The organism is Affinundibacterium baiyunense, assembly GCF_018139645.1.
GTDB classification, from domain to species: Bacteria; Pseudomonadota; Gammaproteobacteria; order Burkholderiales; family Burkholderiaceae_D; genus Undibacterium; species Undibacterium baiyunense.
This window is the reverse complement of record NZ_JAGSPM010000004.1, coordinates 286,741-304,890: the sequence shown is the minus strand read 5'-3', so window position 1 is coordinate 304,890 and position 18,150 is coordinate 286,741. Positions and strand designations below refer to the sequence as shown.

The window sequence follows — 18,150 nt, the reverse complement described above, 5'->3', positions numbered from 1 at the left end:
GCTTAGTTTAAAGAGCACTTGAAAAACGTAGTTTTAGTGGCGGTAGTAAGACAAGATCAAAAATTTTTTACGTGTTTATATTAAGGAGAAATAACATGACTTCATGGCAAATGGTGAGAGTGGTTGCTGGCGTATTTATTCTTTTGAGTTTGGCTTTGGGTATTCCAGGTAGCCCTATATTTATGAATCAATGGTTCTTGGCATTTACTGCTTTTGTCGGCGTTAATATTTTGCAGAGTGGGATTACCAAGTGGTGCTTGATGGAGACAATCATGCGTAAAGTTGGATTCAAGGCTGGCGATTAGGTTTGATTTTCGTATCCCTTTGATTGTTGATGATGCTGAGCGGTTTGTTGGTCGGGTGTGGCCCGACAGCCAATTACCTTTTTTGCTTCGCCAAAAAAGGTAATCCAAAAAAGGCGACCGTAGACTCGCCCTTCGGGTGCTTACGCTACGCTTCAGCATAATTTGTGCATTACAAAAAATGGGAAAGTGTTGAAACTCGCTTCGCTCAAACAACAACACTTTCTTATCCATTTTCTGTAAAGCACAAATTACATCATCTCAAACGGGGAACATCAAAACATAAACATCACCGTCGTTAAAATGGCGTCGCTTGTTTAGTGGTAGCCGTTCAATTTGATATGTACAGAATGAAAAGGAGCTAAACCGTGCATTTAGTTTGTCCTAGTTGCATAGCAACGAATCGTATTCCAGACGAGCGTTTGGGTGATGCGCCAGTCTGTGGCAAGTGTGGTCATGCTTTGATGGCGGCGCAGCCAGTGGCGATTAGTGAACAGGCTTTGCCAAAATTTTTATCTCATACCGAATTACCGGTATTGATCGATTTTTGGGCAGGGTGGTGTGGCCCTTGTCGCGCGATGGCGCCGCAATTTGAACAGGCTGCGCAGATGGCGCCGGATATTCGCTTTGTGAAAGTCGATAGCGATGCAGCGCCGCTTGCTAGTCAGCGTTATGGCATACGTAGTATTCCGACTTTGCTATTAGTCAAGGGTGGACGCGAGCTGGCGCGTCAAAGTGGTGTGATACCGGCTGCGCAAATTGTGGCTTGGGCACGGCAATATTTATAAAGAAGTTTTTAATGGTGTAGGTTGAATTGTATTGAATGGTATCGAATTAGGGTGAATGTTGATTAATCATATAAGGAGTAGACATGGCACATATTATTGTTCTCGGCGCGGGCACTGGCGGTATGCCAGCCGCATATGAGTTGCGTGAAAAACTCGGTAGTGCGCATCAAATCACGGTGATTAACGCTGTCGATTATTTTCAATTTGTGCCGTCGAATCCTTGGGTTGCTGTCGGCTGGCGTCAACGTGATGCAATCACCTTCGAGATCCGTCCTTATTTGGAAAAAAAGGGATCAACTTTATTGCCCAAGCTGTGACTGCTTTATCGCCAGAACAAAACGCTTTGACTTTGGCCGATGGCACAACTGTGAATTATGATTATTTAGTGATCACCACTGGGCCGAAGCTGGCTTTTGATGAAGTACCAGGTGCTGGTCCATTAAATGGCTATACCCAATCAATTTGCTCGATAGATCATGCAGAGCATGCCTATGCTGCTTATCAAAAATTTTTAGATGATCCGGGTCCTGCAATTATTGGTGCGATGCCAAGCGCTTCTTGCTTTGGTCCTGCTTATGAATTCGCTTTTATCTTTAGCACTGACTTGAAACGTCGTAAATTACGTCATAAGGTGCCAATTACTTATGTGACTAGCGAGCCTTATATCGGACATTTAGGCTTGGGTGGCGTGGGTGATTCCAAATCCATGTTAGAAAGCGAATTACGTAACAACGATATTAAATGGATTTGTAACGCGAAGACGACGCGGGTTGAAGATGGCAAGATGTTCGTCAGCGAAATGGATGAGATCGGCAATCTTAAAAAAGAACATGAACTGCCGTTCAAATACAGCATGATGTTGCCGTCGTTCCGTGGAGTTGATCCGATTGCTGCGGTGGAAGGTTTGTGCAATCCACGTGGCTTTGTGATGGTAGACGATCATCAACGTAGCAAAAAATATCCGAACATTTATTCTGCTGGTGTCTGTATCGCCATTCCGCCAGTCGAAGTGACACCGGTTCCGACTGGTGCACCTAAGACTGGTTACATGATAGAAACCATGATTACTGCGATTGTGCATAATATTGAGGCAGACTTAAAGGGCGAACCCGCGACCGCGAAAGGCAGTTGGAATGCGATTTGTTTGGCCGATATGGGCGATACGGGCGCGGCCTTTGTTGCCTTACCGCAGATTCCTCCAAGAAACGTGAATTGGTTTAAAAAAGGCAAATGGGTGCACTACGCCAAAATCGCGTTTGAAAAATATTTCATTCGCAAAATGAAGACCGGCAATTCGGAACCAGTGTATGAAAAATACGTATTGAAAATGCTAGGTATCGAACGCTTAGATAAGTAGCCAATAGGTATTAGGTAAGTAGAAGATAAGTTGTTTGATATTTCATAAAACGATACATCCCCCGCGCTCTGATTGGCGGGGGATTTTTTGTACTTGTCTTTATGCTAGGCATGCGCCAACTTTTCATGAGTTGATCGTGGAAATGGGCTTGTGGATTGATTAACTCGAATTGGCAAGTTTGAACTAAATATGCAGCAAGCGCTCTAAACGCGCTAAGCTAATGCCGTAATCCATCGCCGCATAGCGCAACCTCCAGTCGGTAATTCACTATAAGAAGGAATCCCATGTCACTAAAAAAAATCGCTCAAGCGGTCAGTCTCGCATTTTGTATTTCTGTCAGCGCTGCACCTATTTATTCTGCTTATGCGGCGACACCACAATCGGTTATTCCTGCGCATGCGCGCGCCGATAAAATTAGCACGCCTGCTTCTGTGCTTGGATATGAACTGGGCGAGTGGCATGCACGTCCCGAGCAATTGACTTCCTACTACCAGCTATTGGCAACGCAATCACCGCGGGTCAAAGTGCGTGTGGTTGGTTATTCGCATGAGCGTCGTCCGATTTTGAATGTGATTATCACCAGTGAAAAAAATCATCAACGTTTGAGCGAAATCGAAGCAGCACGCGGACGTGGTGAAAGCGATACCCCATTGGTTGTGTATCTTGGTTATAGCGTTCATGGTAATGAACCCAGTGGCGCAAATGCTGCACCGGCAGTGGCATGGCATCTCGCAAGTTCAATGGATAAATCTGTCAGTGAAATGTTAGAGCGTACCGTGATTGTGATTGATCCTATGCTCAATCCAGATGGTCTTGCGCGTTTCGCAAATTGGGCGAATAGCAATCGCGGTCAAACTTTGGTTAGCGATCCGAACACTCTAGAACATCGTGAGGGTTGGCCTAGTGGTCGAGGTAATCATTATTGGTTTGATTTGAATCGCGATTGGTTGTGGTTGCAACACCCTGAATCACGTGCGCACGTCGCTACTTTCCAGACGTGGCGCCCGCATGTGTTTGGTGATTTTCATGAGCAAGGCACGGATGCAACTTATTTCTTCCAACCTGGCGTGCCAACGCGTACCCATCCTTTGACGCCAGCGAATAATCAGTCCTTAACTGAAGCGATTGCGAAGTTCCATGCCCAAGCATTGGATGCGCGTGGTGAATTGTATTTTAGTCGCGAAGCCTTTGATGATTTTTATTATGGAAAAGGCTCTACCTATCCAGATTTGCAAGGCAGTGTTGGTATCCTGTTTGAGCAAGCCAGTTCGCGCGGTCATATTCAGGATTCGCGTAATGGTTTGCTAAAATTTGATCACACTATTGCCAATCAAATTACGACTTCACTTAGTACGATACAGGCAGCAGATGCGATTCGTGATCAATTGATTTCGCATCAAAAGAATTTCTATGATGAAGCGAAAAAAATGGCGCAGGCTGATCCTAATCGCGCCATGTTATTTGCGGCTGAAGGCAATCCAGCCCGATTGCGTGATTTCTCGAATTTGTTGAAGCAACACGGTATCGCGGTGCATCAGGTGAAGGGTAGCGTCACCGTCAATGGTCAACGTTACGATGCGCGCAATGCGATTGCGGTTCCGTTGAATCAGCGCCAAAGTCGTTTGTTAGAAGGGATCACCGAGTTGCGTACGCAATTCAAAGATAATACTTTTTACGATGTCTCTGCTTGGAGTGTCACCAAAGCGTATGACCTAGCGAGTGCTAAGAGCGCGGCTGATGTGATTGGTGATCCGGTGCAGGATTTGCCGAAAGCGAGTTTAAAAGCTGATTCGAATATTGCTTACGCTTTTTCATGGGTCAATGATGATGCTGCACCATTGCTGGCAGAACTAAGCCAAACTGGATTGCGCTTGCGCACAGTGACCAAGCCAATGCGCGTGCAAACGACCGAAGGTAGTAAGGATTTAGGTATCGGTAGTATCGTTATTCCAGTCGCGATGCAAAGCACTTCAGCCGCGAATGTGGCAGAGATAGTACGTAAAGCGACGGCTAATCACAGTGTTGAAGTGTTCGCATTAAGCTCGGGTGCTGGTAGTACGGGAATAGATTTAGGCAGCGCCAGTTTGAAAACGGTAGAGCGCCCGCGCGTGGCGGTGCTAACTGGTCAAGGCTTGGATTCGACTTCGGTTGGTGAGTTGTGGCATTGGATCGATACCCATTTGCGTTTGCCAGCAACCATGCTCAGCACAGATCGTTTAGCGTCAACGCAATTAGAACGCTACACACACATCGTGATGAGTGATGGTAGTTATCGTTTGTCCGACGAGGCTAACAAAAACATCGAACGCTTTGTGAAGCAAGGCGGCGTCATTATCGGTGTTGAAGGTGCTTTGAATTGGGCAAGCAATCAATCTTATTTGCAAACCAAGTTAGTGAAAGGCGATGCAGGTAAAAAATCGGATGCAGATAAGGCAGAGGATAAGAAGGCCAAAGAAGGACGTTTAGCCTATAAAGACCAAGATGCAAACGCCGCCAAAGATTTGGTGGCTGGCGTGATCTTTGAAACGGAAATTGATCGTAGTCATCCAATTGCCGCAGGCATTCCGCGCGATATCTTGCCAGTATTCCGTGGGCAGGCTGATGTGTACAAGTTAGAAGGGGATCGTTATGGCACGGTCGCTGCGTATACAAGTTCACCTGTGTTGAGCGGATATGCTTCGCCAGAAAACGCCAAGCGTATCGCTGGGTCAGCGGCAATCACGGCGCAACGTGTTGGTAGTGGTAGCGTGATTTTGGCAAGTGCAGCTTTGGGCTTTAGAAGCGGTTGGCTCGGTAGCCGTCGTGTGTTGGAAAATGCTTTATTCTTTGGAAAAGCATTTGAAAAAGCGCGCGCTGAAGGTGATGAGGCGCATGAGGATTAAATCGGCTTAGCTAGACTTTTTAAAAAATAGAGGGCAGATACATCGAGTATCTGCCCTTTGTCTTTTGTGCTTTCGTAATCAGTTATTTTTGTTTTGCGAAGTTAGCCAAGTTATTTAAGTTAGTGGCTGCGAACCAAAGCAATACGATTTAGTTGTTCTCGGCTGAGGCCGAGTTAATAATCCCTCCACCCAAACAAACATCGCCATCATATAAAACTGCAGATTGTCCCGGCGTGACTGCCCATTGTGCTTCTTCAAAATGCAATTGAAATAGCTCGTTATTGCCATTGAAACGACAAGCCATATCGGGTTGGCGATAGCGTGTCTTGGCTGACAGTTTCTCTAGATCTGGCGCATGTCCGGCGATCCAACTGACTTGTGCTGCTTCTAGCGAGTTAGATAGTAACCACGGATGATCATGACCTTGTACTGTGTACAGACGATTATTTGGCACATCTTTGCGCGCCACATACCAAGCATCACTGCTACCATCGGTATTTTGGTGTGACTTAATGCCGCCTATGCCTATACCTTTGCGTTGGCCTAAAGTGTAAAAACTTAAGCCTACATGTTGACCAATCACTTCTTCCTCTGCGGTGCGGATTTCACCCGGCGCGTACGACAAATAGCGATTCAAAAATTCTCGGAAAGGGCGTTCACCGATAAAGCAAATGCCAGTTGAGTCCTTCTTTTTCGCATTCGGTAAATTGATTTGTTCAGCGATTTTACGGACTTCAGTTTTGTTCATTTCCCCAAGCGGGAACAGCGTATTTTTGAGTTGAGCTTGATTTAAACGATGCAGAAAATAACTTTGGTCTTTGCTGGCATCGAGTGCTTTAAGTAATTGAAACTCACCATTGACTTCGCGTACGCGTGCGTAATGCCCTGTTGCGATGTAGTCGGCACCGAGCTTCATTGCATGATCTAAAAAAGCCTTAAATTTGATTTCTGCATTACACAACACATCGGGATTAGGTGTACGACCTGCTTGATATTCGCGCAGGAATTCTGCGAACACGCGGTCTTTGTATTCACTCGCAAAATTGACGGTTTCAATATCAACACCAACCACGTCGGCGACGCTGACTGCATCGATCAAATCTTCGCGCGTTGAGCAATATTCAGAATTATCATCGTCTTCCCAGTTCTTCATAAACAAGCCAATGACTTCGTAGCCTTGCTCTTTCAAGAGCCAAGCTGAGACTGAAGAATCGACTCCACCGGACATACCGATGACTACACGTTTTTTACTCATGAATATTCCTACTGATTTTTGTTACTGTAGTTATTACTGCAGTTATTACTTTAGCAGCGCGGGTTTCACCCGCCCTACGATTTATTTGCTTCTTCTCATCTAAGCTACAAGCCTGAGAAGGTGAATTCAAAATCGCTTGATGTCTTTTAATTTGCCGAATTCGTCACACTAGGATGCGTATACATCAAACTTAAAGGCGCTCTTTGTCCCGCCAGATAATCCTGTAAACACTTCAAAATTAAGGGGCTGCGATGCATCTCTTGGCATGCCAAAATTTCCTCATAGGTCATCCACAACGCCCGCAAAATACCGTGATCTAAAGGTCTATCATGCTGTGCGATCACTTTGCCACAAAATGCAAAACGCAAATACGTCACTTCTTTGCCTGAATTTGGTGAAATAAATTTCGACATATACGTGCCAACTAGCGCTTCCGGTACAAACTCATGCGCAGTTTCTTCCATAGTCTCGCGGATCACCGCTTGTTCCAAGCTTTCATTCGGATCAAGATGACCTGCCGCTTGATTCAGGTGTACTCCATCGGCTGTGGTTTCTTCTATCATCAAGAATTCTAGGCGCTCGCCATTTTGGCGCGGCACAATCGCGGCAACAGTGACAGAGGGTTTCCAAGTTTCAGACATAAGCGGTGCAAACAGTCAATCAAGCCAACATTTTACCCTTTTAAGCGTCTTTCTTAGCGCGAGCTAGGTCAAATCAAGATTCGAATTTACTAATAAAGATTCTATCTATAGGAAAATTCATCAGACTCGTTAGTAATTTTTAAATAAAAATGTAGTGTGCTTAGGCCCAAGCCATTTTTGCTTCTTATTCGGTAAAGCCTTGCCTGGTATGGGTTTGCGCAGATTTTGTTTGTCTTGCATTGGGAACCACTGTGCGCGGAAGTGGTGCAAGTTATTTCTTAGTAGCTCGCTTCAGTGTGCTTTTCTTGTGCCAGATTGGTGCGTTTTTCGTGTAATATCGTTGTCGAATATTAAATGTAAGATCCCTCCGGCAGTTCAAATTTGTATGCGGTTCGCAGTCGCTGGTAACAGCTTTGTAATTAGTTCAAGTGGCTTAAATCCTTGTCAGTTTTGGTTTTGTTTCTTGCTTTATCCAAGTAGGAAATTTCTGCGCAACATGGTGTACCTGAAGTCATCACTTTTGTCCTTGAACCTAAGGCTATCAACAATAAAAGGAGTTCTTTATGAAAATCGGCATTCCCGCCGAAACCCGGTCGGGCGAGACGCGCGTTGCGGCGACCCCAGAAACAATTAAGAAATATGTGAGTGCTAAGCACCAAGTTGTCGTACAAGCTGGTGCTGGTATTGCCTCCTCGATTACCGATGAAGCCTATCAAGCAGCTGGCGCGACGATAGGTACAGCTACTGATGCATTCGGCGCAGAGTTGATTTTGAAAGTGCGTGCGCCTTCGGTGGAAGAACGTGCGTTTATCAAATCGGGTGCGGTGGTAGTTGGTATGCTCAATCCCTTTGATGCAGACAACATCGCTGCGATGGCAGCGCACGGCATTACGGCTTTCTCTTTAGAAGCTGCGCCTCGGATTACACGTGCGCAGTCATTGGACGTATTGTCTTCACAGGCAAATATCGCGGGCTATAAAGCCGTAATGTTGGCAGCGAATACTTACCAACGCTTTATGCCAATGTTGATGACAGCAGCGGGTACGGTAAAAGCGGCGCGTGTCTTGATTATGGGAGTCGGTGTTGCGGGTTTGCAAGCGATTGCGACTGCCAAGCGGTTAGGTGCGGTGATCGAAGCGTCCGACGTGCGTCCTCCAGTCAAAGAACAAGTCGAATCTTTGGGGGCAAAATTTATCGACGTGCCTTACGAAACTGATGAAGAACGCGAAATCGCCAAAGGAGCAGGCGGCTATGCGCGTCCTATGCCTGCCGCATGGATGGCACGTCAAGCCGCGTTGGTGCATGAACGTGCGAAGCAAGCCGACATCATTATTACCACTGCCTTGATTCCGGGCCGCAAAGCACCGATTTTGATCTCTGAAGAAACGGTCAAGGCGATGAAACCGGGTTCTGTGATTGTGGATATGGCAGTCGAGCAGGGCGGTAATTGTCCTTTGTCTGAACTAAATAAAACTGTCACGAAATACGGTGTCCACATTATTGGTGAGCCGAACTTAGCGACTTTGGTGGCTGCCGATGCTTCTGCATTGTATGCCCGCAATATTCTCGATTTCTTGAAATTGATTATCGACAAAGAGGCAAATTTAGCGATCAACAAAGAAGATGAAATCGTCGTCGCTACCATGATGTGCTCTGGTGGCGAAGTGTTGAAGAAATAAATTTGAAAACGATGAGAAGCATCTCAAACGCGAAAATCTAGAGAAGTGCGAGGGAAGTTTTGATTCGCTTTTTATCAATCAGTTTTAAATAGAAGTTTTGAGGAAATTATGCAAAGAAATATGTTACGCGCCAAGATTCATCGCGTTTCTGTAACACAATGTGATTTGAACTATGAAGGTTCATGCGGTATCGACGAGGATTTGCTCGATGCAGCCGACATTAAGGAACATGAACGGATCGAACTCTACAACATCAATAATGGCGAGCGTTTTGCTACTTACGCGATTAAAGGAAAACGCGGCAGTGGTGAAATCTCTCTGAATGGTGCGGCAGCTCGACGCGTACAGTTGGGTGATTTGATGATTATTTGTACCTACGCACCGATGGAAGATGAAGTCGCAGAAAACTTCAAACCGAAAGTCGTGTTCGTCGATGCGAAGAACAAAATCACTAGCTTGAAAGAATATTGATTTGCAGAGATTTTCAGATGCGATGAAATAAGAGAATTACTGAAGTTTAATGCGGTTTAGCTAAGCTCGATACAACAAGGCGTCATTCCCGCGAAAGCGGGAATCCAGTGGCGTAAAGGCTCAACGACGCTGGATCCCTGCCTACGCAGGGATGACGGCGGCGAAGAGAAAATTTATCTGAACAGCATTGCAACTGAAGTCCCTTTTAACGTAAATAAAGAGAGAACGTCATGGATGTAGTAAGTCATACACTCACTAATTTGATCATTTTTGTACTGGCAATTTATGTCGGTTATCACGTGGTCTGGACCGTAACACCCGCATTGCACACGCCTTTGATGGCGGTGACGAATGCGATCTCGGCGATCATCATTGTTGGTGCGATGTTGGCAGCAGGCTTAACCGAAGGTGCGCTAGCCCAAGTGATGGGAACACTGGCGGTCGCACTAGCCGCGGTCAATGTCTTCGGTGGCTTCTTAGTCACCCAGCGGATGCTAGAGATGTTTAAGAAAAAAGAGCCTAAAGCGCAGGCTGAACAGAAGGAGGGCAAATAATGAGTATGAATCTCGTTACGATGCTCTATCTAATTGCATCGGTTTGTTTTATTCAAGCGCTTAAAGGTTTATCGCATCCATCAACCGCTCGTAAAGGCAATGCCTTCGGAATGATAGGGATGGCGATTGCAGCCTTCACTACAGTGGCGCTGATCGTTAAATTGAAAAACGAAGCAGGTGGCGCTGGTTTGGGTTATGGCTTGGTGATACTTGGTATCGTGGTTGGTGGCGGTATTGGTGCCACTTTGGCGAAGCGCGTAGAAATGACCAAAATGCCAGAGTTGGTGGCAGCGATGCATTCCTTGATCGGTTTGGCTGCGGTCTGTATCGCGGTTGCTGTTGTGGCAGAACCATGGATTTTCAACATCACGACACGTGATGCGGCGATTCCATTTGGTAACCGCATCGAATTATTTATCGGTACTTTCGTCGGTGCAATCACTTTCTCAGGTTCGGTGATCGCCTTTGGTAAATTGTCTGGTAAATACAAATTCCGTTTGTTCCAAGGCGCGCCAGTTAGTTTCGCTGGTCAACACATGTTGAACTTGGTGTTGGCGATTGCGATGGTTGGTTTGGGTTTAGTGTTTTGCTTTGATGGTGACGTGGCTCCCGCATGGACGCCATTCATCTTGATGACAGCGATTGCGTTTGTGTTGGGTGTGCTCATCATCATTCCGATTGGCGGCGCAGATATGCCAGTCGTGGTGTCGATGCTGAACAGCTACTCTGGTTGGGCAGCAGCAGGGATTGGCTTCTCACTCAATAACTCGATGTTAATCATTGCTGGTTCCTTAGTTGGTTCGTCTGGCGCGATTCTGTCTTACATCATGTGTAAAGCGATGAATCGTTCTTTCTTCAACGTGATCTTGGGTGGTTTTGGCGGCGCAACAGCAGAAGCAGCAGCGGGCGGTGGCGCACAACGCACGGTTAAATCTGGCTCTCCAGATGACGTTGCATTTTTGTTGGGCAATGCAGAAACGGTGATCATCGTTCCAGGCTACGGCTTAGCGGTAGCACGTGCGCAACATGCATTGAAAGAGTTAACAGAAAAACTCACGCACAAAGGCATCACAGTGAAGTACGCGATTCACCCAGTGGCAGGTCGTATGCCTGGTCACATGAACGTCTTGTTAGCGGAAGCCGAAGTCCCGTATGACCAAGTGTTTGAGATGGAAGATATCAATAGCGAATTCGGGCAAGCTGATGTGGTCTTGGTGCTCGGCGCGAACGACGTTGTGAACCCTGCCGCAAAAGATCCCAAATCGCCGATTGCTGGTATGCCGATTCTTGAAGCGTATAAAGCGAAGACGATCATCGTCAATAAACGTTCTATGGCTTCTGGTTATGCTGGTTTGGATAATGAGTTGTTCTATATGGATAAAACGATGATGGTGTTTGGAGATGCTAAGAAGGTGATTGAGGATATGGTGAAGGCTGTCGAATAATCAGCTTTTTTATGTTTTGACTGCTTGTGAAAAAGCCCGCATGATCTTTGAATTTTGCGGGCTTTTTGTTATTTCGTGTTCTACGAAGTAGGTTTTCTAACTAATATCTCGCGATCTGTGTGTGTATATGTGAATTCCAATTTATCGTCAGAAAATTGCTTAAATTTACAAATGCTGAATCTTCCCGTAGATGGCCAATAGCAACAAAAATCAAGCGTTAATGTTTCAGCATTCCAATTGATTTTAAGGACATCACCTTTTTCAGAATCATAGGAATCTATTGCTGCCACTGAATAGCCATTTTTTGTTTCGCTGATAGTGTATTCAATACAAGATAAGGTTTCCTGTTGATCTATCCAAGTGCCGATGATGTCAATTTTATTTTTGGAACTCATATTTATTACAAAGTCTAAGTTTTCTATTTGATTTATTTTGTGTGAAGTTACAGGTGCAATTAGCTCAGCGTGACTGGACGCATTGAATTAAATGCTACTGGCGCTCTTAATCTTTTATGTCTCCATAGCCCAGAACAACGTTTTGATCTTGCGTGCTTACATTATTGATTTTAACCTGAGAGGTTTTGCGCTGATTGCGTAAAAAAGAATGGAGTACAAATGCTGTCACAATTGGGATGAACCAAATTAAGGTGATTTGAACCAGTCGTTGCGCTCTCTCATATTCCTCTGCACGATAAATAAGAAAGGATACAAATATCTGATAAATGATAACTAGTACAAAAAGTGTATAGCTTAATTGAATCATGTGTAACTCAGATTTCTTATTGGCACTGCAAATAAGATGCAATTAGCGCAGCCTAATCGTACGTGCGTCACAAGTCAATTACTGTTGGTCAATTTAGCTCAGTTTAGTAGGGTGGGCAGGCCTTCTTGCCCACGCTCTGAGCCGATTAATTGTGAGCAGGCCTCGAATTTTAATAAGAATATTTGCTCACAAACAGTCTCATCGTTGGTAGGTCGGGAGTGGCCCGACAGCCACTCACTTTCTTTGCTTCGCCAAAGAAAGTAAGCAAAGAAAGGCGACCACGCTGCCACTGGCCTTCGGCTTCCCAATTATGCAAGACAAAAAATGGGAAAGCTTCGAAACTCGCCTTCGGCTCAAACAACGAAGCTTTCTTTTTCCATTTTCTGTCCTGCACAATTGGCAGTGTCAGAAGTGGGTGAAAGTCAAAAGCAAAGTCAAAAACAACAGCAAATCAAACAGTATCGATCGTAAATTGATTCAATTAGGCTAGAAAAATCGAGGCGTCATCCCTGCGTAGGCAGGGATCCAGTGACGTTAGGCTTTTAAGTCACTGGATTCCCACCTTCGTGGGAATGACGATTCACGCATCGAGGCGTAGCAGAGAGAGATCATAGTATCAACGGACTTTGATTTTTTCGATTAGCAGTTGATGGTCGTTGTTTTTGAATTTTCTTTTGACTTACCCCCGTTTGAGACGATGTAATTTGTGCTTCACAGAAAATGGATAAGAAAGTGTTGTTGTTTGAGCCGAAGGCGAGTTTCAACACTTTCCCATTTTTTGTGAAGCACAAATTATGCTGAAGCGTAGCGTAAGCACCCCGCAGGGGCGAGTCTACGGTCGCCTTTTTTGGATTACCTTTTTTGGCGAAGCAAAAAAGGTAATTGGCTGTCGGGCCACTCCCGACCTGTGAATGATGAGCAAGTGAAAAAGCGAATAAGAGCACTAACAACTTAAACCAAAAACTTCCCCACCTTAGCCTTTAAAATAGTAATCAACACCGGATCCATATACTCATATTCATCAGGAATATCCAAACAAATAATCCGCTTATTGCTTAGATACGATCTGAACTTCTTTGACAATTTATTGCGATGCGTTTTCTCCATGACGAAGATGATCGTCGCCCAGGCAATTTGTTCCGAGGAGAGTGGGGTCGTCGCATCGTTACCTAAGCCAGCGGAGTCTGTTTCCACGTCTGGCCAAGACGCGAAAACTTGTTCCGCTGTCGGGCTGCGGAGTCGGTTTTGGGTGCAAATAAAGAGCGCTCGTTTCATTTTTCTTTAAATCAGATTTTTGATACAGATGATTAATGTCATTATTTTTCTATGCTTGTGCTTCGTAAAGTTCTTCTCTTAAGGTCAGTTATTTAGATTCGCGCAAAATTCTTAATTGCTCGCTCAACCATAATTTACTCTCGACCGCGTGCGTATTACCACACTTCACTAAATAAGCTTTGCCGCTATAACTACTGGTTGAAGCGCCTAGTTTGATGAAGTCTTCGGTCGACTTGAGCATGTTTTTTCTTTCTAGGTAATCGAGTTTTTTGCTCAAGTGGGTTTGTGCCTCAGCGCCCGAATACCAACTGCCATTGCGGTTGAATTGGCAGCCAGAGTCCAGCAATCTTTTCAGAAGAACTTGAATTTCGGTACGTGTGGTTGTCGGAGTCTGCGTTGCCTTGCTCACTACTGATGAGCAAAGCGTAACAAGGAAGGGCAAGAAATAGACTAAGCGCATGGTTGGTGATTCACGTTGTCATTGGTCGAAGTTGTTGATTGTAGTCTGTAATCACTTGGTTTTGTGACCCGATTTGAAAGGCGCGAGTTTGCCTCAAGTATTTCCTATTTATGTTAGATTGAAATTCTTTTAAAGCAGAATGAAAGCTAAAACATGAAACCAAATTGCCAGAGTCTTGTGCGCAACCTGCTAGCTTTTGTCGTCGCTTGCGTCATTTGTGCTGGCAGTCATTTGGCGAACGCCGCAGACCGGTATGTGATTGATAGCACGCATACCTATTCGATATTTGAATACATGCACTGGGGTCTATCAGTGCAGCAAGGGCGTTTCGATAAGAATTCGGGTTCGATTGAATTGGATGAGGAAAAGCGCGTCGGCAAAGTCGATTTGCTTATTGATGCGAACTCGGTCAGCACGGGTACCAGCTTGTTTGATACGGCGTTGCGCTCCGCTAGCTTTTTTGAGACGGACGTCTACCCTAATATTCAATTCAAATCCGAGAATTTGGTGTTTGATGATGCCAATAAGGTAATTGCCATCGAGGGCGATTTGACTATCAAGGGAACGCGCAAAAAAGTGCGATTTGAACTTACGCATTTCCACTGTCGTTTTATGCCGCTTTATTTTAAAACAGCATGTGGCGCAAATGGCTACGCAAAAATCTTGCGTAGCGAATTTGGTTTAGGTCGTTATGCGCCGTTTGTGAGCGATGAGGTGACGCTGCGTTTTGCGATTGAGGCGATTAGGGAGTAATAGATTAAGGAGTAAGACTGCGTAAATGTGCTCAGTATCAGGATTCACGCGAGTATCGGCGCTTTTGTTAGATAGTCTTAATGAAACTGTCGCAATGATTGATTTTGCCGAATACGTTGAATGATCTTGTCGACGTTTCCTGCAACACTACCGCCTTCGCATATAAAGTCCCAAGCTAGACTACTGTGATGTTGGTTGACACCTTTGTTGTTGAAGCTATCCCATTCGTTGCGACGAGAATTTGACCAACTGCCGTCGGCGCGACCAAATGCGAATAAGCGTTTTTGGTTGGTATCACAGCGCAAGCCCTCGTAGCTGATATTCTTGGCTCCTGCTTGACTGTTGGATACCAGCGTAAATCGTATACTGCCATCGGTCACGATGCTAATCGATTCGCTATCGATGAAGAAAACCTGATTGGCATTACTGTAGAAGCGTAAGAGATTTTCTGATTGCGGCGCAGCTGGCAGTATTACAGGACTATCCGCCCACAGTTTGACTACTTTATCTTCTTCATCCTGCGCATAAGTAGTCGTAGCGACAGAAACGCACAAGCACAAACCGCAGAAACGTAAGAGCTTCTTAAAATCAAGCTGGAAAGTTGTGGTGTTTGTGCGTGCGTACATAATCAGCTTTCGGTTTTTGGTGAGTCTATCGCTGTGTTAGGTGTTTTAGGTGTTTCTGTTCCACTCGTCAATTGCAGTTCGACTTGGATTTCGATATTCGTTTGAATAACTGTGCCCACATTCGCTTGGCTAGCATCTACTTTGTTTTCTTGATGTCGGCGTTTGTGATGATAGGGCTTGCGTTGTCCATCTTGACGATGAATGAAGCGAGATAGCTCTTGCAATGCCATTTGATACACGCCACGCTTAAATTCAATCACCGTATCGAGCGGCACCCAATAATCATGCCAACGCCAAGCGTCAAATTCAGGATGCGTGCTTGCGCGCAAATTAACATCGCAATCGCGTCCAACCATGCGCAATAAAAACCAAATTTGTTTTTGCCCGCGATAATGACCACGGATTTCACGTTTGATAAAGTGATCTGGCACTTCATAGCGCAGCCAGTCTCGGGTGCGCCCCAAGATCTTGACATGCTCAGGAAGCAAGCCAGTTTCTTCTTCAAGCTCGCGGAACATGGCTTGTTCCGGCGATTCGCCGTATTTAATGCCGCCTTGTGGAAACTGCCAAGAATGCTCGCGCACCCGTTTACCCCACCAGACTTCATTATTGGCGTTCAGCATAATTATGCCTACGTTAGGCCTAAAGCCTTCACGATCCAACATGGTATAACCCCAATTATTTCTTGGGAAATAATTAATATCTGTTCAGGATGAGCGCGTTTTATCTGATTAATTCAATAGTAAAACTATGTCTGTAAAAAATCCGCTTCGGTCAATATCGGCGAAATTTTTTGTGTCCCTAAACAAATGATCAAGTATTCCCAAACGTGGTCAGGGCACATTCTTTATTTTGAGAGGCGAAGTTTTTTTAGCTGAAAACTTGGAGATTTGCCGAAAATTCCGATCAAAACACCAGTTCAGACGAAAAAAATGCAATTAAGCCGTCGAAACCATCATCAAAAATGCAAAGAGTGAGCGCATGAGCCAGCATATCCTTTAAAATTGAGCTGATTATAACCTAGGACTTCAACAAAAAAGTTCCTGCGTTGTTGTTTCAAAAAATCCAATGTCGGAAGTCTGCTCAAGGCGCTACGATTTTGTTTAGTTTGATCCTAGTTTGAAGCTATTCCTAAACCTCAATTATTGAAAAGAAACAATTCATGCGTGCCACACGGTTTTTTATTTCTACTTTAAAAGATGCTCCTGCTGATGCTGAAATCGTCAGCCACAAATTAATGATGCGCGCTGGGATGATTAAACGTCTCGGCTCCGGGATTTATAACTACATGCCCATGGGTTTGCGCGTGATTCGTAAAGTGGAAAAAATTGTGCGAGAAGAGATGGATCGTTCTGGTGCGATTGAAATGTTGATGCCCGTGGTACAACCAGCTGAGTTGTGGCAAGAGACTGGTCGTTGGGACAAGATGGGCCCTGAACTCTTGCGTGTGAAAGATCGTCATGGACGTGAATTTGCGATTCAACCGACCTCAGAAGAAGTGATTACCGACGTTGTCCGTTCAGAATTGAAGTCATATCGCCAGTTGCCGATTAACTTCTATCACATCCAAACGAAATTCCGCGATGAACGCCGCCCACGCTTCGGTTTGATGCGCGGTCGTGAGTTCACGATGAAAGACGCTTATTCTTTTGACCGTGATTTGGATGGCTTGAAAAAATCTTATCAAACCATGTATGACGCTTATATCCGCATCTTTAATCGCTTCGGTTTGCAGTTCCGTGCAGTAGCTGCTGATAACGGTGCGATTGGCGGAACTGGTTCGCATGAGTTCCACGTGATTGCCGAAACGGGTGAAGATGCTTTGGTGTATTGCCCAACGTCCGATTACGCAGCGAACATGGAAGCCGCAGAAGCTTTGTCGTTATACAGCGAGCGCCAAGCGGCAACACAAGCTTTAACGAAAACGACAACCCCAGGCAAAGCGAAGTGTGAAGACGTTGCCGAATTATTGAATATTCCTTTGCAAAACACGGTCAAGTCGATTGTCTTGACGGTAGAAACCGAAGAGAAAGACAACGTTACAAAACAAGTCTGGTTGTTATTGTTACGCGGTGATCATGAATTGAATGAAATCAAAGCGAGCAAAGTGCCGGGTTTGGCGAACTATCGTTTTGCGACCGAAGAAGAAATCCTTGAACACTTTGGGACTAAGCCAGGTTATCTCGGCCCAGTGAACACCAAGTTGCCAGTGAAAGTAGTGGCGGATCGCACCGTGGCGATGATGGGCGATTTTGTCTGTGGCGCGAACGAGGAAGATTTCCACTTCACTGGCGCAAATTGGGGGCGTGATTTGCCTGAACCTATGGTCGCTGATTTACGCAATGTGGTTGCCGGTGATCCGTCGCCAGATGGCAAAGGCGTGTTGGCGATCCAGCGCGGTATTGAAGTTGGTCACGTGTTCCAATTAGGGACTAGCTATTCCGAAGCGATGAAAGCGACTTTCCTCGATGAAAATGGCAAGCCACAAACGCTGCAAATGGGGTGCTACGGTATTGGTATCACGCGTATCTTGGGTGCTGCAATTGAACAAAATTTTGATGACAAAGGCATCATTTGGCCAACAGCGATTGCGCCGTTCGAAGTTGTCATTTGCCCTATGGGAATGGAAAAGAGTCCTGCAGTTAAAGAGCAAGCAGAAAAACTCTACGCTGATTTATTAGCTGCTGGCGTTGATGTATTGTTGGATGACCGTGATTTGCGTCCGGGTTCGATGTTTGCGGATTGGGAATTGATCGGCGTACCGCACCGTGTTGTGATTGGAGATCGTGGTTTAAAAGAAGGCAATTTAGAATACAAAGGTCGTCGCGATGCAGAGGCAAGCAATGTCGCAGCGACTGAGATGTTCAATTTCCTCACGGCTAAACTGCAGATGAAGTAAG

General features: G+C 45.3%; 17 protein-coding genes and 1 pseudogene. 10 read left to right on the top strand and 8 right to left on the bottom strand.

The genetic code is table 11. From position 1 onward, the window contains the following. Positions 1-95: 95 nt before the first annotated feature. From KDM92_RS08915 to KDM92_RS08900, 4 genes and pseudogenes are all read left to right on the top strand, one after another. On the top strand, positions 96-305 hold the full coding sequence (locus KDM92_RS08915; RefSeq protein ID WP_189344953.1) for a YgaP family membrane protein: 210 nt from the start codon (positions 96-98) through the stop codon (positions 303-305). A 365-nt stretch (positions 306-670) separates the two neighbouring features. Beyond that, positions 671-1,090, top strand: coding sequence for a thioredoxin TrxC (gene trxC / locus KDM92_RS08910; RefSeq protein ID WP_212684006.1), 420 nt, complete (start codon positions 671-673; stop codon positions 1,088-1,090). Positions 1,091-1,173: 83 nt separating this feature from the next. Then, positions 1,174-2,447, top strand: a pseudogene (locus KDM92_RS08905) (NAD(P)/FAD-dependent oxidoreductase). Between the two features lie 284 nt (positions 2,448-2,731). After that, complete coding sequence (locus KDM92_RS08900) at positions 2,732-5,329, top strand: M14 metallopeptidase family protein (protein ID WP_212684005.1); 2,598 nt, start codon at positions 2,732-2,734, stop codon at positions 5,327-5,329. A 148-nt stretch (positions 5,330-5,477) separates the two neighbouring features. Here KDM92_RS08900 and mnmA read toward each other — a convergent pair whose 3' ends face one another. Both mnmA and KDM92_RS08890 read right to left on the bottom strand, forming a co-directional pair. Beyond that, a complete protein-coding gene (gene mnmA, locus KDM92_RS08895; RefSeq protein WP_212684004.1) occupies positions 5,478-6,584 on the bottom strand; it encodes a tRNA 2-thiouridine(34) synthase MnmA in 1,107 nt (368 codons plus the stop codon). A gap of 146 nt (positions 6,585-6,730) precedes the next feature. Then, entirely contained in the window at positions 6,731-7,225 is a 495-nt protein-coding gene (locus KDM92_RS08890) for an NUDIX hydrolase (protein WP_212684003.1), read from the bottom strand. 563 nt (positions 7,226-7,788) lie between these two features. On the opposite strand from KDM92_RS08890, the gene KDM92_RS08885 reads away from it, so the two are divergent. The 4 genes from KDM92_RS08885 (at position 7,789) to KDM92_RS08870 (ending at position 11,374) form a co-directional block, all read left to right on the top strand. Continuing rightward, positions 7,789-8,904, top strand: a complete 1,116-nt coding sequence (locus KDM92_RS08885; protein WP_212684002.1) for a Re/Si-specific NAD(P)(+) transhydrogenase subunit alpha — start codon at positions 7,789-7,791, stop codon at positions 8,902-8,904. A gap of 108 nt (positions 8,905-9,012) precedes the next feature. Then, positions 9,013-9,375: an aspartate 1-decarboxylase gene (gene panD / locus KDM92_RS08880; protein WP_212684001.1), complete on the top strand. Its 363-nt coding sequence runs from the start codon at positions 9,013-9,015 to the stop codon at positions 9,373-9,375. Positions 9,376-9,605: 230 nt separating this feature from the next. Then, positions 9,606-9,929, top strand: a complete 324-nt coding sequence (locus KDM92_RS08875) for an NAD(P) transhydrogenase subunit alpha part 2 (RefSeq protein ID WP_189344945.1) — start codon at positions 9,606-9,608, stop codon at positions 9,927-9,929. Then, complete coding sequence (locus KDM92_RS08870) at positions 9,929-11,374, top strand: NAD(P)(+) transhydrogenase (Re/Si-specific) subunit beta (protein WP_212684000.1); 1,446 nt, start codon at positions 9,929-9,931, stop codon at positions 11,372-11,374. Before KDM92_RS08875 ends, KDM92_RS08870 begins: the two co-directional genes overlap by 1 nt. Before the next feature lie 80 nt (positions 11,375-11,454). Here KDM92_RS08870 and KDM92_RS08865 read toward each other — a convergent pair whose 3' ends face one another. The 4 genes from KDM92_RS08865 to KDM92_RS08850 all read right to left on the bottom strand — a co-directional run bounded on the left by KDM92_RS08865 (position 11,455) and on the right by KDM92_RS08850 (position 13,871). Continuing rightward, on the bottom strand, positions 11,455-11,769 hold the full coding sequence (locus KDM92_RS08865) for a hypothetical protein (RefSeq protein WP_212683999.1): 315 nt from the start codon (positions 11,767-11,769) through the stop codon (positions 11,455-11,457). 106 nt (positions 11,770-11,875) lie between these two features. Then, on the bottom strand, positions 11,876-12,136 hold the full coding sequence (locus tag KDM92_RS08860; RefSeq protein ID WP_212683998.1) for a hypothetical protein: 261 nt from the start codon (positions 12,134-12,136) through the stop codon (positions 11,876-11,878). Between the two features lie 951 nt (positions 12,137-13,087). Then, a complete protein-coding gene (locus tag KDM92_RS08855; RefSeq protein WP_212683997.1) occupies positions 13,088-13,411 on the bottom strand; it encodes a low molecular weight protein tyrosine phosphatase family protein in 324 nt (107 codons plus the stop codon). Between the two features lie 88 nt (positions 13,412-13,499). Beyond that, positions 13,500-13,871 (bottom strand): DUF5329 family protein, encoded by a 372-nt coding sequence (locus KDM92_RS08850; RefSeq protein WP_212683996.1) that lies wholly within the window; start codon positions 13,869-13,871, stop codon positions 13,500-13,502. A 153-nt stretch (positions 13,872-14,024) separates the two neighbouring features. Here KDM92_RS08850 and KDM92_RS08845 point away from each other — a divergent pair, with 153 nt between their 5' ends. After that, entirely contained in the window at positions 14,025-14,624 is a 600-nt protein-coding gene (locus tag KDM92_RS08845) for a YceI family protein (protein ID WP_212683995.1), read from the top strand. Positions 14,625-14,701: 77 nt separating this feature from the next. Here the strand turns inward: KDM92_RS08845 and KDM92_RS08840 are convergent, their stop codons facing one another. Next, on the bottom strand, positions 14,702-15,250 hold the full coding sequence (locus KDM92_RS08840) for a CNP1-like family protein (RefSeq protein ID WP_212683994.1): 549 nt from the start codon (positions 15,248-15,250) through the stop codon (positions 14,702-14,704). Between the two features lie 2 nt (positions 15,251-15,252). Then, complete coding sequence (locus KDM92_RS08835) at positions 15,253-15,915, bottom strand: RNA pyrophosphohydrolase (RefSeq protein WP_212683993.1); 663 nt, start codon at positions 15,913-15,915, stop codon at positions 15,253-15,255. 497 nt (positions 15,916-16,412) lie between these two features. On the opposite strand from KDM92_RS08835, the gene KDM92_RS08830 reads away from it, so the two are divergent. Further along, entirely contained in the window at positions 16,413-18,149 is a 1,737-nt protein-coding gene (locus KDM92_RS08830) for a proline--tRNA ligase (protein WP_212683992.1), read from the top strand. Position 18,150 lies beyond the last annotated feature (1 nt).